General features: G+C 32.1%; 15 protein-coding genes. All 15 read right to left on the bottom strand.

Going from position 1 to position 14,029, the window contains the following annotated elements:
• Positions 1 to 14 precede the first annotated feature (14 nt).
• Genes R2R28_RS14340 through R2R28_RS14410 form a run of 15 tightly spaced genes read right to left on the bottom strand, consistent with a single transcriptional unit; the run spans position 15 to position 14,006 of the window.
• Complete coding sequence (locus tag R2R28_RS14340) at positions 15 to 1,187, bottom strand: hypothetical protein (protein WP_316826372.1); 1,173 nt, start codon at positions 1,185 to 1,187, stop codon at positions 15 to 17.
• 44 nt (positions 1,188 to 1,231) lie between these two features.
• Positions 1,232 to 2,134 (bottom strand): glycosyltransferase family A protein, encoded by a 903-nt coding sequence (locus tag R2R28_RS14345; protein WP_316826373.1) that lies wholly within the window; start codon positions 2,132 to 2,134, stop codon positions 1,232 to 1,234.
• Entirely contained in the window at positions 2,124 to 3,074 is a 951-nt protein-coding gene (locus tag R2R28_RS14350) for an NAD(P)-dependent oxidoreductase (protein ID WP_316826374.1), read from the bottom strand. The genes R2R28_RS14345 and R2R28_RS14350 overlap by 11 nt, the downstream gene beginning before the upstream one ends.
• Positions 3,068 to 3,511: a dTDP-4-dehydrorhamnose 3,5-epimerase gene (locus tag R2R28_RS14355; protein ID WP_316826375.1), complete on the bottom strand. Its 444-nt coding sequence runs from the start codon at positions 3,509 to 3,511 to the stop codon at positions 3,068 to 3,070. The genes R2R28_RS14350 and R2R28_RS14355 overlap by 7 nt, the downstream gene beginning before the upstream one ends.
• Complete coding sequence (gene rfbG, locus R2R28_RS14360) at positions 3,499 to 4,623, bottom strand: CDP-glucose 4,6-dehydratase (protein ID WP_316826376.1); 1,125 nt, start codon at positions 4,621 to 4,623, stop codon at positions 3,499 to 3,501. Before rfbG ends, R2R28_RS14355 begins: the two co-directional genes overlap by 13 nt.
• Positions 4,599 to 5,396 carry a glucose-1-phosphate cytidylyltransferase gene (gene rfbF / locus R2R28_RS14365; protein ID WP_316826377.1) on the bottom strand — a complete coding sequence of 266 codons (798 nt, stop codon included), beginning with the start codon at positions 5,394 to 5,396 and terminating at the stop codon, positions 4,599 to 4,601. The genes rfbG and rfbF overlap by 25 nt, the downstream gene beginning before the upstream one ends.
• Positions 5,397 to 5,428: 32 nt before the next feature.
• The gene (locus R2R28_RS14370) at positions 5,429 to 6,370 is read right to left on the bottom strand and encodes an NAD-dependent epimerase/dehydratase family protein (RefSeq protein ID WP_316826378.1); all 942 of its coding nucleotides are present in this window, start codon (positions 6,368 to 6,370) and stop codon (positions 5,429 to 5,431) included.
• Positions 6,360 to 7,622, bottom strand: coding sequence for a glycosyltransferase (locus tag R2R28_RS14375; RefSeq protein ID WP_316826379.1), 1,263 nt, complete (start codon positions 7,620 to 7,622; stop codon positions 6,360 to 6,362). Before R2R28_RS14375 ends, R2R28_RS14370 begins: the two co-directional genes overlap by 11 nt.
• 23 nt (positions 7,623 to 7,645) lie before the next feature.
• Positions 7,646 to 9,181, bottom strand: a complete 1,536-nt coding sequence (locus tag R2R28_RS14380) for a hypothetical protein (protein WP_316826380.1) — start codon at positions 9,179 to 9,181, stop codon at positions 7,646 to 7,648.
• Positions 9,182 to 9,207: 26 nt separating this feature from the next.
• Positions 9,208 to 9,756: an acyltransferase gene (locus tag R2R28_RS14385; RefSeq protein ID WP_316826381.1), complete on the bottom strand. Its 549-nt coding sequence runs from the start codon at positions 9,754 to 9,756 to the stop codon at positions 9,208 to 9,210.
• 11 nt (positions 9,757 to 9,767) lie between these two features.
• A complete protein-coding gene (locus tag R2R28_RS14390) occupies positions 9,768 to 10,934 on the bottom strand; it encodes a hypothetical protein (protein ID WP_316826382.1) in 1,167 nt (388 codons plus the stop codon).
• Positions 10,924 to 11,487 (bottom strand): acyltransferase, encoded by a 564-nt coding sequence (locus R2R28_RS14395; RefSeq protein ID WP_316826383.1) that lies wholly within the window; start codon positions 11,485 to 11,487, stop codon positions 10,924 to 10,926. Before R2R28_RS14395 ends, R2R28_RS14390 begins: the two co-directional genes overlap by 11 nt.
• Positions 11,474 to 12,202, bottom strand: coding sequence for a HisA/HisF-related TIM barrel protein (locus R2R28_RS14400; RefSeq protein ID WP_316826384.1), 729 nt, complete (start codon positions 12,200 to 12,202; stop codon positions 11,474 to 11,476). Before R2R28_RS14400 ends, R2R28_RS14395 begins: the two co-directional genes overlap by 14 nt.
• A 50-nt stretch (positions 12,203 to 12,252) precedes the next feature.
• Entirely contained in the window at positions 12,253 to 12,864 is a 612-nt protein-coding gene (gene hisH / locus R2R28_RS14405) for an imidazole glycerol phosphate synthase subunit HisH (RefSeq protein WP_316826385.1), read from the bottom strand.
• Positions 12,861 to 14,006, bottom strand: coding sequence for an N-acetyl sugar amidotransferase (locus tag R2R28_RS14410; RefSeq protein WP_316826386.1), 1,146 nt, complete (start codon positions 14,004 to 14,006; stop codon positions 12,861 to 12,863). The genes hisH and R2R28_RS14410 overlap by 4 nt, the downstream gene beginning before the upstream one ends.
• Between the last annotated feature and the right edge of the window lie 23 nt (positions 14,007 to 14,029).

Raw genomic sequence — 14,029 nt, forward strand, 5'->3', positions numbered from 1 at the left:
TCAATCTATTCAGTTTATACCTTTTTAAATACAAAACTCTGTTTCATTGCTTTATAGAAAACAATAAATCCTTTGACGAAAAGAATAGTCAATAAAGAACTGTACAGCTGTGTAAATACCATTACCCAGTCAAAGAAATAGATCAAATCATAGAAAGTTGATAATAGTATAATTATTACAAAAGGTTTATTTTTAAAAAAAATCAATAACCTATAAAATCCTGTAATATAAAATATTGTAAATAAAACCCCAAAATAACCGTACTTTAAGTATAAGTAAATTGGCAACGTAAAATTTACGGACATATAGTTCTCCCTTACGAAAGATTCTGAAAAGCCCATAAACATTGCCCTGTAATAATTATTGGGCATCACATCAAATTCAAATATCTGACCCGGCAACAATGCATCAATACATAGTTTCAATTGATGCCAAAAATCATATTTAGAATAAAATAAACTTAAATCCAAACTATGACTCTCATGATATAAGGGAAGCATAGATGTTTCAAGTGTTGACATCCTTCCCACAATTTGATTCATAATAAAATCAAAACCAACTAGTTCAGTTATACCACGGGATAAAGTTGCATAAACGAATAAAATAGGTGCAATCAACAGCCCATATTTTAAAAAATTTTGCAGCTTACTTTTGTAATGCTTAAACCCTTCAAAGGCCATGCCAATAAAAAAGACAAAAAATATAGAAATTATACCACTTCTACTACCGGATAGCGTAATGTAAGCGACATAAAAAAATATCGCCTTAATAACACTAGACCTCTTTTTTTGAACAAATAATAATAATAGTAATAATGTAAAAGGATTTAAAAAAAGTGATACATAATTTGTCAGTGATCCTGTAGAATCTCCATTTACCAGCGACTGAAATCCACCACTTAGATAAAATACCAATAATTTGAATAAAATAGAAAAGTAATATAAAAAATTAATTGGTCTGCCATCAACAATTGGTTTTACCACAAAATCTTTTTTTGTAGTAATTTTCAATACAAAAACACTTAATAGTAAAGAACTTGCAATTAACAAGATAGATTTATATAGGGATGGATAGTCTACTAAATCCGAATACACAGGAGTAAACCCCATAAATAGGTAATAGACACACGGAATAAATACGTGTAAAATAAGAACATACCAAATAATCGCAATAACCGCTTTTTTCATCTATATATTTTTCTATCACACCAAATGAAAGAACAAAGAATTTATTATTTTAAAATACTTAATAAACTTTTTGATATGATTCTTATAACGCCAAATTTAATAGCTAAAGAACCATAATAAAATGCATATGATATCGGGCGAATTCCTTCTTTAATTTGCGATTTGTTAAAATAAATCCATCCGATATGGTAATTTAATGTTGCATTTATCTTTTTTTTATTTTTTTCATCTTTTTCCGAATCAATATAGGTTTGGAACAAAAATTTATATCTATTGATCCGGCTATTATCATTTAAAGAAAGATTTGAACTTCCCAAAAAATAATATCCCAGCGCTATAGAGATATATTTAAAGCGTATTCCTGTTTTAGCTAGTTCAATCCATAAGTAATAATCTTCCAAACCAATTAATTCTTTCTTTTCTGAAAATCCAATTGACTCTGTGAAAATAGATTTACGCACACATACAGATGATGTAGGAATGCCGTAGCTGCCATATAGTAAATCATGGTATGAATCTTTTTTATCCAAATCCCTCGACTTCATCTTTTTTACAACCATCCCATTTTGAATAATATCTAAATCATGATAAATAAAATCAATTTCCTCTAAATTCAGTTTTGATATAAAATCTAATTTATCGCTCTTATACCAATCGTCAGAATCTAAAAAGCAAACCCATTCTCCTATCGCACTGGATGCCGCAATGTTTCTTGGCCGTGCAGGTCCTCCTGAATTTGTGGTCAAATAAATATATTTTATATCTAATACCGATTTATATTTATCAACTACCTCTTTTGTATTATCGGTTGAGGCGTTGTCGCATACAATAACTTCAAAGTTAGTATACGTTTGAGCCGCTAATGAATCTAAACAACGTACTAAATCAGAAGATCGATTATAAGTTGGTACTATAATCGAAAATAATACAATTGAATTATCTTTCATTTCGTTCCAAACTATCAAAAAGTTCTTTAATTCCATCTTCTAGCGACCATTGAATGGTGAAGCCGATGCTAAGAAGCCTACTGTTATCCATTTTATAAGATATTGGTTTCATTTTTTTATCTGATGCCACGGATGTTATTTCTAATGCAGTGTGGTACCTTTCAAAGTAGACCTGCCGTATCTTAAAAGCAATTTCCATTATCGATAAAGTTAATCCAGAACTAAGGTTATAAACTGTGTGATTGGAATCTGTTTCGAGTATTGCTTCAACAGCACCACAAATATCCCATCCATGAATAAAATCACGCAATGGCGAACCATCAGATTGAAGAATGATCTTTTTTTCCAAAATAGCCATTCGGCAAAGATCATTTATCACTAACCACCAACAGTTACTATCATCAAATATCGGAGCGCCATAGCTATTAGATAGGCGAATTATCTTGCACTCGACATCCGAAACTCTATTATAATGTTCACAGATAACTTCTCCGATATTGTGAGTAAGTGCATATGCATTTAGTGTTTTAGTACATTCTAATTCCGTAACAACCTCATTTTGTATAGCACCATAAACCTGCATAGTTGAAAAATACAAAAACTTAGATAATCCTTTTTTTGAAAAAATATCAAGTAAGCTCCATACCGGAGTTATATTAACTGAACTCACAAATGAAGGAGAGCCATTAGACTGATGATGATCAAGAGAGACTAAATGTATAATGGCATAAAAATCTTCCTCAGCAAGTTGATAAATAAAATTTTCATCCCTAATATCACCTATAGCAACTCTTTCCATTTTTGCTATCCAATCATTATCTGATGGTAATTTTGAGTAGCAAACAGGCGTTACCGCATATCCTTGAAGTGCTAAATGTAAACATAGCCGTGCACCAATATAGCCACTGCCACCTGTTACCAGCACTTTTTTATTTACCATTTGTATTCAATTTCATGCAACTCATCTTTGCGTTCAACTTCTGAAGGATCGTGTTCCATATTTGCTAAATTTAGCAACAAATTATAAACTTCGCCTTCACCATAGAATGCAACCCAAACATTGGGTGGAATAGTAATTCTCTGATAATTATTCACACCCAGTATTACATCATAAAAATTACCCTTTGTAATACTCTCTTCTCTATCATCATATATCACAAAACGAATTGTGCCGACGGGAACAACAAAATTAAGAGTCATTCTTAAATGTTTCTTCCATGGTTTGGCGTCCTTGTAGTTTATCGTAGAAAAATAAGCTTCACCAAAACCAGAAAATCCTGCATCCGATTTTTTCATTCCGTGAAATACATCTCCTTTAGGATGATGTATTTTTTTTAATGAAGTTAATAAAACTCCCTCTACATTTATCTTGTCCATGCTATTTCTTCGGCTAAAGCTAAATCTTCGTATGCCTCAATTTGTGCCTTGGTATAAGTAAACATATCGCCTTTATTTTTATAAAACTCATAGTACCAATCGCTCGTAAACTCAATCAAAGTTTTATAATTAAGCGTTGGTTTCCATTTAAAATGAAACAGAGCTTTATCACAATTTAGCTTTAGCAACCCAGCTTCATAGAATTTAATATCTCCAGTTACTATATAAGCATCCTTTGAGTTTTCAAAATGCCAACGTACCGACATATCTTCCAATATTTCCTGAACAGAGTGGTTGTATTCAGACTTAGGCCCAAAATTGAAACTTTCTCCATTTAATGAATGATCTTTATGTAGTCGTTCACCTAGTTGAAGATAGCCACTTAATGGCTCCAAAACATGTTGCCATGGGCGAGTTGCCTTTGGACTCCTAATTTCAACAACTTTTCCCACACTCCAAGAACGCATACAATCGGGTATTATTCTATCTAATGCCCAATCACCACCTCCTATAACATTTCCAGCACGGGCTGAGGCAATTCGTACATTTACCCCATCTTTTTTGAAAAATGAATGATAGTAGGATTTAAACATCAATTCCGCTGCTCCCTTACTTCCACTATAGATATCTTTCCCACCAACGGCATCTGTCTCTTTATATCCATAAATCCATTCCACATTATCATAACACTTATCACTTGTGATAATGATTCCTGTACAATTCTTATCATACTTTCTTAGTACCTCAAGTATATTAGCGGTTCCCATCACATTGCTAGAAATAGTGTCTAATGGCTCGCTGTAAGAAAATGACACGATTGCTTGTGCTGCCAGATGGAATAAAAAATCAGGAGCCACCTCATTAACAATTTTTTCAATACTTTCAAAATCGCGAACATCGGCTACATAATGAGTCATCTTGTCTGCTAATCCTAACTCGAGAAACATTGATGGATTAGATGGAATATCTTTAGATATTCCGTAAACATCTGCGCCTAAAGAAATCAGCCAGCTACATAGCCAAGAGCCTTTAAATCCAGTATTACCTGTAACTAATACTTTTTTGTTACGATAAACATCTCCAAAAATTATTTTTTTTCCCATTTCACCCATGGCGCCTGATTGTTGTTATAAAGTTCATTTAATAAAGTGTATTCTCTTGAAGTGTCCATAGGTTGCCAAAAGCTATCATGCTCGTAAACTTTCAATTCTCCTAATTCTACCAGCTTTTTCATTGGCTCTTGTTCGAGCACTAAGTCTTCTGCATCACTCAAAATGTCTAAAAACTCATTATTGCAAACAAAATAACCACCATTAATCCATCCACCACTTGCTTGCGGTTTTTCATTGAAACCGGTAATTGTAGAACCATCATCAGCAATGCCTAATTCACCAAATCTTCCAGGAGGTCTTACTCCGGTTAGGGTAACCATTTTGCCATGCGACTTATGGAATGCTACCAGAGACTCTATATCAATATCACCTACACCGTCACCATAGGTTAACATAAAATAAGGATCATTCCCTATATATTTTTTTATCCTTTTTACCCTCGCACCTGTCATTGCTTTTATACCAGTTTCAGCTAGGGTTATTTCCCAACCATCTTCTTCGTGGTTCGCCTCTGAAATTATTTGCTCCGATTTTTTACCCAATCTAATCGTAACATCAGAACTTCTAAGTTCATAATTAATAAAAAAATCTTTAATTACTTCACTTTTATATCCCATGCATAAGACAAAATCAGCATAACCATAATGGGCATATGTTTTCATGATATGCCAAATAATTGGTTTCCCTCCGACAGGAATCATCGGTTTTGGAATGTCATCAGCTACATCACGGATGCGAGTACCGTATCCTCCGCATAATATTACTGTTTTCATATTTTTATTGTATCTAGTTATAATATGTTTAATTAAATCAATCCTAATCTTGATTTTTCCCAAAAAACGGTCCTCTGAATCGCCTCTTCGAACTCAGTGAATTTAAAATTTACTAGCGATCGCATTAATGAAATGTCTAAACAGAAATCTTTAACATCGGTTGATTTAGACTCAATATAATTGATGTGCAGTGTAGGAAAATATATTTTTATAATGCTCAATATATTATTCAATTGATAAGCTTGGCCAGAACCAATATTTATTATCTCATTAACAATACCAAGCTTTAAGAGACGAAAAATTATTTTCACTAAATCGTCAACAAAAATATAGTCTTTAGATTGGTTCCCATCTCCCCAAACCTCAATTGTTTCGTTATTTAAAGCTCTTCTTACAGCAATATTGATAACGCCCTGTTTTTCCGACAAATGGAATTTCCCAAATGGGTTTGAAACTCTCAAAATCAAGTAATTAATACCAAATTGCTTTTGATACAATCGCAAAAAATTTTCAATCGTAAGCTTAATCACCCCATAAGAACTTACTGGACTACAAACTGTCTGTTCAGAAACCGCTTCTAAATTTTTATCTCCATATACTGCTCCTCCAGATGAAAGGTAAAGTATAGAAAAACAGCCAAAATCTTTCATAACATCTAATAATCCAATTGTAGCTATTAAATTACCGTTGATATCAGACAATATGTTATTATTTGAGGATAGCGGAGTTGTTGATGTAGCACAATGAAAGACCCTCGTAAAATTCCATTTTGAAAACAGTCGAATTAATATGTTCTTGTCTCCGTAATCGCCCGAAACATACTCTACACCATCAATCTTTTCATTTTGAAAATCTCTTGATAAAACAACTATTTTATGATTTAAAGATTCTTCATTATTGATGACAAAATCGATAATATTCCTGCCAATAAAACCGGAGCCCCCGAGTAATAAAATTGTGTCTTTAGCTGTCATGAAGTTGATCATAAATTTGTTTCAATTTCAATCCATAACTCTCAGGATTATAATTTACATAGGTCCCTTTTGCATTAATACCTAATGAAGTCCTCAAATCTTTATTACTGTACAATCGAAAGATTTCATTTGATAAATTATCAACAAAAGTTAACATATCATTTGGTATTAAAACACCGTTAACATTCGCATTCAGTACCTGAGAAATCCCTGCAAAATCAGTCGCCACAATAGGCTTCCCGTATCCCAATGCTGATAGTAAAACTAATGGCATATCTTCATCTTTAATGGATGGCAATAAAAATAAATCGCTAGCAGCTATATAATCTTCACTGTTATTTTTGTACCCTAAAATAAAAACATTTGAAGCAAGGCCCAGCTCATTAATGTAATCTCTCAAATAATCTTCTTGCTCGCCGTTCCCAACAAAAGCGCAATATACCTTTTTTGTTGAAAGTAATCCATTCCTAAACAAATTACAGAGAGCGTCTATTAAATATTTTTGCCCCTTTCTTTCGGACAAAAAAGCAACCTGAACAATAAGAAAACTATCCAACGGAATATTCAATTCCGTTAAAATTTCTTCCCGATTATTTTTAATTGCTGGCAATGGAGCACAGTTATTAACTAAAAATATTTTATTAGGATTAAAATTTCGTGCTTCTACCAACCGTTGTTTTGCCCTAATGGAAGCATTGATGAAACAGTTTACATGCCTATCGATAAATTTATCATAAATCTTTTCAAAATAACTTTTGCGATCCAATGCTTGATTATTTACCTGGTAAACAACTTTTGCCTTAATTGTCAAATAATTAGCTAAAACGATTACACTGCAGCTACTTGCGGCTGGATATCCTCCATTATTAACATGAATTATATCTGGTTTATTTCTACGTAATAACAAAATAAATCTAACCAAATTCCATAGAAAATAAATTTTGAACTTTGAAAGTAGAAAAAACGGAACTTTAATTACTCCTTTTAAATATTTAGAGATTTTAAGACAATTTATTTTGTAAAACAGTGTATTATTAGATAATAAAGTTAGAGGGAAGTTATTTTCTCGATCAAACAAACCTTCATTTTTCAATCCGATCTCGTATTCTCTATGCTTTCTATAGCTATAGAGAAGTTTAAAATCCCTATTTAAAATCTCATTTTTTAATAAGAAGGCCATTAACTTTTCACTTCCTCCATATATATAACAATCAGTAAAAATTAGTATGCTTTGCTTACCCTTATTTTTCATTTCTTACCCTTAACTTTCCTAAATTATTTACTTCTGAGTTGTTTTACTGTTTTGTTCAATTGATTTTTCCAGTTTTGAGATGTTAAATACAGTACGACAAAAGATCCTAATATTAATATACCAATTACTGCAGCAACAATCAATAAATAAAGTTTAGACTTTTCCTGTGGCAGATAATTCCTAATGGCAAATGAAGTTAACGTCAAGAATAAAACAGGCAAAAATATAGGGCTAAAAATCTTTTTTATTGAATCCAATAAATTAAGCTTGAGATAACCTATCATAAGTTTGTACAAAACTATGGCAGAAAACAAAAATGCAATTAATTTGAATATTGCAAATGAGTTTGCGCCCCACATACCTATTGTGACAATTATCCCTATCCAAAAAATAATTGGAAGTAGGGTATTGATAAAATATAGTTCTTTTTGACGTTCTTTTGCAATCAACATAAAGTTAGTTGGATAAGTGATAAAGGCAAAAACATTGCAAAAGACTAAAAACTGAACTATTGATATTGAATTATAATAACCAGCACCAACCCATGTCACAACAATTGGTTTGGCAAAAATAGCAATTGCAATAATAGGAAATATAACTACGGGAGCTAGAATTGAGACCACCTGTAAATAAAAGGATTTTAAACTTTCCTCTTCTTCACTACCTACAAAATGATTGAACCTCACATTAAAAGGTGAAAAAAGAATCCCTAAAATACTCCTAAAAAAAGTAAGAACCGTTAGTCCGATAGCATAAACTGCCACTTGATCAGCTCCTAATAGTTTACCGATGGCTACAGTATCTAGCTCGTAGTATAATATCCAGGAGATAGTGACAAATAAACTGGCAAATGCTAAACCTTTTATCTTTTCAAAGACAGCTTTATTAAAACTAATAGATAAAAATAATTTTTTAAAATTATAATTATATCTGCTCCGAGCAATTTGTAAAGTAATTAATGCCGCAATTAAATTAACTACCTGAGTGAATAAAAAGTAGCCAATAATATCGTACTTACCTTCCCTAAAAAACCACAGTACCGATGATATCCTAATAATACTTCCTAAAATATTAGTACGCTGAATTACAAAATCTTCCATCCTTACACCAAAAATCATTTGCAATAAGCGCTGCAACAAAGTTGTAGGGGTAAAAATTGCAAGTATTAATAATAGCGAAGATGCAACATGCCTTTGCTCAATAGTTTTTATTCCTTTAACTAATAGCTCTGGCTGAAGACTTAGAAAAATAAAAACAATGGAAAACAAAATCAAAAAAACCAATAAAACAAAATTAGTGAACCCTATTGTTTTAATCTCTCCATCCCTATCACCTTTAGCAAAAGATTCAGCTGCATATTTTTGCCCAGCGCCCATAAATCCCAGATCAGCATAAGCTAGAAATATCGAAAAAGATATACATACCGAGTAAATCCCATAAACTGTTGGATTAGAAGTAAGATAAGGGATTACCACAAACATGGAGAGAAAATTCAATACTAAGGAGACTCCTTGCCAAAGATAAATTTTAAGATAATTTTTTGTGTAGGATTGTTGCATTGAATTTAGATTCTTTTGTATGGGTTTTAGTTTAGCTTTTTAATGAATTTTGCAGGTACTCCAGCTACCAAAGTATTTGCTTCAACATCCTTATTAACAACAGCACCAGCTGCAATTACCGCATTATCTCCGATTATGACTCCAGGTAAAATAATACTTTTTGCACCAATCCAAACATTGTTACCAATTGCTATTTTTTTTGCAACGTTAGGTTGTTCTCTTATCAAGATGTCTGTTTTTGTATCATGATTACTATTTATGATCAAAACATCTGGTCCTAAAAGACAATCATTTCCAATTATAATATCTTCTTGGTTGGCACTAAAAAAGCAGTTATAATTGGCGAAAAAATTATCTCCAAACACAATTGAAGCCCCATTTTCAGTAAAAATTTTAACATCAGGACAAACTCTAAAAAAATGACCAATTTTAATATTCTTTATATTATCAATAGTCACATGATCGGGGATAACAAAATCAGAATGTCCCCAAAACCTGGAATAATAAAACTTTCTTAAACGTACACCTCCAAAAACAGAAGGAAATGTCCGAACGAACCAAATCCATAAATTCATAGTTTGAATTATTACCTTTTATTTGCTATAAAGTCTAAAAATATATTCTGAGATAATTCGAACTCACTTGCTTCTGACGTTAAATACTTATAACTATAATCCATATATAAATCTTCATTTATTCCTGTAGGAATATTCAATTCTTCAGAATCCATAGATATTATGGCACATCCTGATGCATTCTTTATTGCATTTAAAGATAATTTATAATCAAGAAAAGTTTCCTCTAAATATTCATTGGTCAAAAGAATAAGTTTCTTTTTGTAACAAATAGGAAAGCAAACAGCGGTACTATTATGAGTTAAAACTAAAGAAGCATTTTTCACTAACTCATTTGGTTTATAAAATATAATTTCTCTACCATTGAATGGGTTTTCCGTATTATATTTAGCTGCTTTGGGATGAGCGGCTATAATAACCCTTTTATTGGTTCTTTTTTCAAATTTCTCAAAAAAGGCATTTAATTCGCTATAATATCTATTTGCTTCAACTGTTTTTATATTAAAGTAGATAGTATCTGGATGATATGGAAAATATTGGTCCAAAAAAACAGCATAGTCATCTTTGAACGCCTCTTTTTTTTCTCTTTCAATTAGAAACTTATCATAATCAATAGTGTTAACGTTAATAATTTCTGCGTTCAATAAATCTATATCATTACCATAACCAAATGCAATATGACCATCTGAACCGGCTCTAAAAATATAATTGTAAGTTTTTACATAACCATAAATTTTAAACAATCTTGCCAGCCGATTTTTTACCATTATGCTCAAGCGATTCAGGCCAAAATTTTTGATATTAAAAATATATTTGGTTACCGTAGAGTCATAAATATTCGGGAATGCACCCCTGCCAAAAACACCTGTAAATAATTTGTGTTTCGTAAAAATTCTGAATAGCTTAACAACTCTCCATTCATAACCTATAAATGATATATATAAATTTTGAGAATTATCCTGCCCGATCAAATATTTTTCCAAATCCTTGTAGGAAGAAATTTTAACCGTATCCTTATAAGAAAATTCATTTATTAGATCTACATTAAAGAAAAGTGCAGTTACGTCTAAATATTCTACTAAAATATTATTCTGCAAAAGCGCTTCAAAGTAATAATCATTATATATAACGTTTGTTAAAGGAAAATAACCAACGTATACAATCTTCTTAAACTTCATTTTTTATATTTCTAATTATTTTAGCTGGGCTACCCACAGCTACAACTCTGTCTGGGATTGATTTGGTAACGATAGAACCTGCTCCTATAACCGAGTTTTCACCAATTGTTACTCCTGGTAAAATGATTGCATTGGCACCAATCCAACAGCCTTTTTTCAATGTAACGGCCTCATCAGGGTAATAGCCTTGATCAATTAGCGAAACTACGGGATCATCAAATTTATGATTATTTACATATATATGTACTCCCGCACCTATCATGACATCATCCTCAATTCGAATTGAGCAATCCATTTCTATGACGGTATCACCAAAAAGCATTGTATTAGGCCTTATAATTACTCTTTTACCAATTTCTATTTTAGAACACCCAACAGCATAAGCTCCAGCCCTAAACTGAGCTGTATCGGAAAATTTTCTAAACTTTTTTCTACACAGCTTAAGCATTCTATTTTGGTAATGAAGCATCCAGTGCGTAAACGGAATATCCGGACCAATGCGATCAGCTCCGATACAAAATTTAATTTTCCTATATATATCAACTAATAACATCCCATTGAGCTATATTTTCTCCCGAACTTATTATATGTTTTCTTGCAATGGGTAAACCGTCTCCAATAAAATTAAAAAGATTAGCTGTCGCTACAGCACTAACTCCTTGAAGTTTTAAGCCGTCAATAAGATGCTTTTCATTCCCTGCTCCCCCAGCTATGATAAGCGGAAGATTGATTTGATCCTGCAATTTGATAATATTATCAAAATCATAACCAAAACCGGTTCCATCTTTATCTATGGAGTTCAAGTAGATTTCACCAATATTGAGATCTTCTAAATATTTAATGTAATCAGTTAAAGATAAACTGATTTTTTGGGTGCCATCCTTAATATAAACTTCGTCGATACCATTAACCGTTTTATAGTCTATTGATGCAACCACACTTTGAGAGCCATAAGTTTTGACAATCTCAGTAACCAATTCGGGGTTTTCGGTAAGAACACTGTTCAACACGATTTTATCCGCACCGCTATTAAACATAAGTTCTGCATCACCAATAGAACGGATTCCTCCGCCTGCAGCTATTGGAATAAAAACATCATTAACAAGACTAGTAACTGTTTTAGCAAAATCAGATATTGATTTTTCACCTTTTGTGGCATCTAAGACAATTAGTTCATCTAAAGAAAATGCAATTTTTTGAAATTTATAGTTACGTTCGAGCCAATTGACGTTTCCAACTTTTTGCAAACGGAAATTTCTACTTTGCATGAAATATCCATCACTATATATCAAAGTGAAAATTATTCTCTTTCTTAACATTAAAATTTCTCAATAAAGTTTTTCAAAAGCTTAAGCCCATTGGTTTGGCTTAATTCTGGGTGAAATTGCACACCAGCTATATTATCTTTTTCGAAGCCAGCAATAAATTTATCCCCATAAGTACAATATGAAGAATTAATATCAGCATCGCCAGTCATCTTGTAGCTGTGAGTAAAATAAAAATCCGGCAATATACTTAATCCATCAAATAACCGAGACTTTTCACAAACTTCAACCTGATTAAATCCAACATGTGGTATTTTTAAGCCCGTTTCATGAAACTTGGTAACTTTTGTATCTACCAAAGCCAACCCGTCGTTAAAGCCATCCTCATCGCTTGAATTCCCAAATAATTGCATTCCCAAACAGATTCCCAAAATTGGCTTTTTATTTATATTTACTAAATCATTTAAGTATTTATCAATCTGTTTTTCCTTAATACGTTGCATTGCCTTACCAAAAGAGCCTACGCCTGGTAAAATTAATTTATCAGCACTTTTCATAATGTCGAAATTGGCTGATAATAAAACATCTTCAACTCCAAGGAAACTTAAAGAACTAGAAATAGATTTAATATTTCCCATTCCATAATCGACAATTACAAGTTTCATAACACAAAATCCTCACCTGGGATAAATTTTGGTTCCCATACCCCATCTATTTTCTCAAATAACTCTTTATTTGCATATTTATCCAAAACAGCATCAAATTCTTCTTTAGTCATTTTATAATAATCTAAATAAGTATCGATCAAATCGCGTGGGTAAGCATTATCATACATCTTAACTAAATTAAGTGCCTGATCTCTAGTCATAGACCCCCTACGGATCTCAATCCCGGCATCTTGAGTTGCTCGTCCAAAACCAAATTTAAGATACATTAAATAGGCGTGAAGTGCATATAATGCCTGGTCATTTTGAGAGAAATTAGTAAAAGTATCTAAATTACCTTCATCTTTCTCAATTAAACCACAGTGTTCTTTTGCAACGACATAATTACGATAAGAATCCCAAGGCTCAAAATAAGACCAATGTGTAAACGATAAGCCAACTTCTGATATTTCTTCATCTGTAGGAAATTTAAAGAATGACAAATCTGCTTCTGAAATATCGCCGTCCTGCATTATTCTTTCAAATACTTTATCGTGTCCACCTTCTAGATAAACACGCTTCATATAATTAATATCATATAAAGGCTTGTTCTTGCTTTCAGTAGAACCTCCATATTCTATTTCACCATCTTCTCCATATACTAACAATGGGATTTTAAAATTTGTTGCAGTCTTTATTACCGCGGTCATAATAGCAATTAACCAACCATAATAAGGAAATCCTTTTTCAATAAATCCATATTTATTTAAACGATTTAAAACAATAGGATTTGGTGTTAAGTGAATGTGATTATAGCCCGAATGAATAAAATTACTTAAATTTTGATCACCAATTTCTAAAGATAAGGCAGGCCTAACAGTTATGGCCAATGGATTCATACCATACTTATGCTTTAACGTATAAGCAACATAAGAACCATCTTTCCCACCACTAACCGGAACAATACAATCGAAATTCCCATTCGTTGATTTATGTTTTGCCAATAAATCTTCAAGCTCTTTTGCTCTCGGATTCCAGTCCATTACTTTTTTTTCTTCCATCCATTGGCACGCATTGCACCAACCTTTTTCATCAAATGTAATTCTTGGTCTGGTTGACATATTCAAGCAGTTTTTACACCAAAAAATTGTTTTATTGCCCATATTTATATTTCGTAATAATTTAA

This window comes from Pedobacter miscanthi, assembly GCF_032678605.1.
Classification (GTDB): Bacteria; Bacteroidota; Bacteroidia; order Sphingobacteriales; family Sphingobacteriaceae; genus Pedobacter; species Pedobacter miscanthi_A.

Bases quoted from the DNA above. Each gene is read 5' to 3' on its own strand.
- R2R28_RS14355 (WP_316826375.1), bottom strand. From the start codon at position 3,511: ATGGACAAGATAAATGTAGAGGGAGTTTTATTAACTTCATTAAAAAAA.
- R2R28_RS14385 (WP_316826381.1), bottom strand. From the start codon at position 9,756: ATGAATTTATGGATTTGGTTCGTTCGGACATTTCCTTCTGTTTTTGGA.
- R2R28_RS14400 (WP_316826384.1), bottom strand. From the start codon at position 12,202: ATGCAAAGTAGAAATTTCCGTTTGCAAAAAGTTGGAAACGTCAATTGG.
- R2R28_RS14375 (WP_316826379.1), bottom strand. From the start codon at position 7,622: ATGAAAAATAAGGGTAAGCAAAGCATACTAATTTTTACTGATTGTTAT.
- rfbF (WP_316826377.1), bottom strand. From the start codon at position 5,396: ATGAAAACAGTAATATTATGCGGAGGATACGGTACTCGCATCCGTGAT.
- R2R28_RS14410 (WP_316826386.1), bottom strand. From the start codon at position 14,006: ATGGGCAATAAAACAATTTTTTGGTGTAAAAACTGCTTGAATATGTCA.
- R2R28_RS14390 (WP_316826382.1), bottom strand. From the start codon at position 10,934: ATGAAGTTTAAGAAGATTGTATACGTTGGTTATTTTCCTTTAACAAAC.
- rfbG (WP_316826376.1), bottom strand. From the start codon at position 4,623: ATGGGTGAAATGGGAAAAAAAATAATTTTTGGAGATGTTTATCGTAAC.
- R2R28_RS14345 (WP_316826373.1), bottom strand. From the start codon at position 2,134: ATGAAAGATAATTCAATTGTATTATTTTCGATTATAGTACCAACTTAT.
- R2R28_RS14340 (WP_316826372.1), bottom strand. From the start codon at position 1,187: ATGAAAAAAGCGGTTATTGCGATTATTTGGTATGTTCTTATTTTACAC.
- R2R28_RS14370 (WP_316826378.1), bottom strand. From the start codon at position 6,370: ATGACAGCTAAAGACACAATTTTATTACTCGGGGGCTCCGGTTTTATT.
- hisH (WP_316826385.1), bottom strand. From the start codon at position 12,864: ATGAAACTTGTAATTGTCGATTATGGAATGGGAAATATTAAATCTATT.
- R2R28_RS14395 (WP_316826383.1), bottom strand. From the start codon at position 11,487: ATGTTATTAGTTGATATATATAGGAAAATTAAATTTTGTATCGGAGCT.
- R2R28_RS14350 (WP_316826374.1), bottom strand. From the start codon at position 3,074: ATGGTAAATAAAAAAGTGCTGGTAACAGGTGGCAGTGGCTATATTGGT.
- R2R28_RS14380 (WP_316826380.1), bottom strand. From the start codon at position 9,181: ATGCAACAATCCTACACAAAAAATTATCTTAAAATTTATCTTTGGCAA.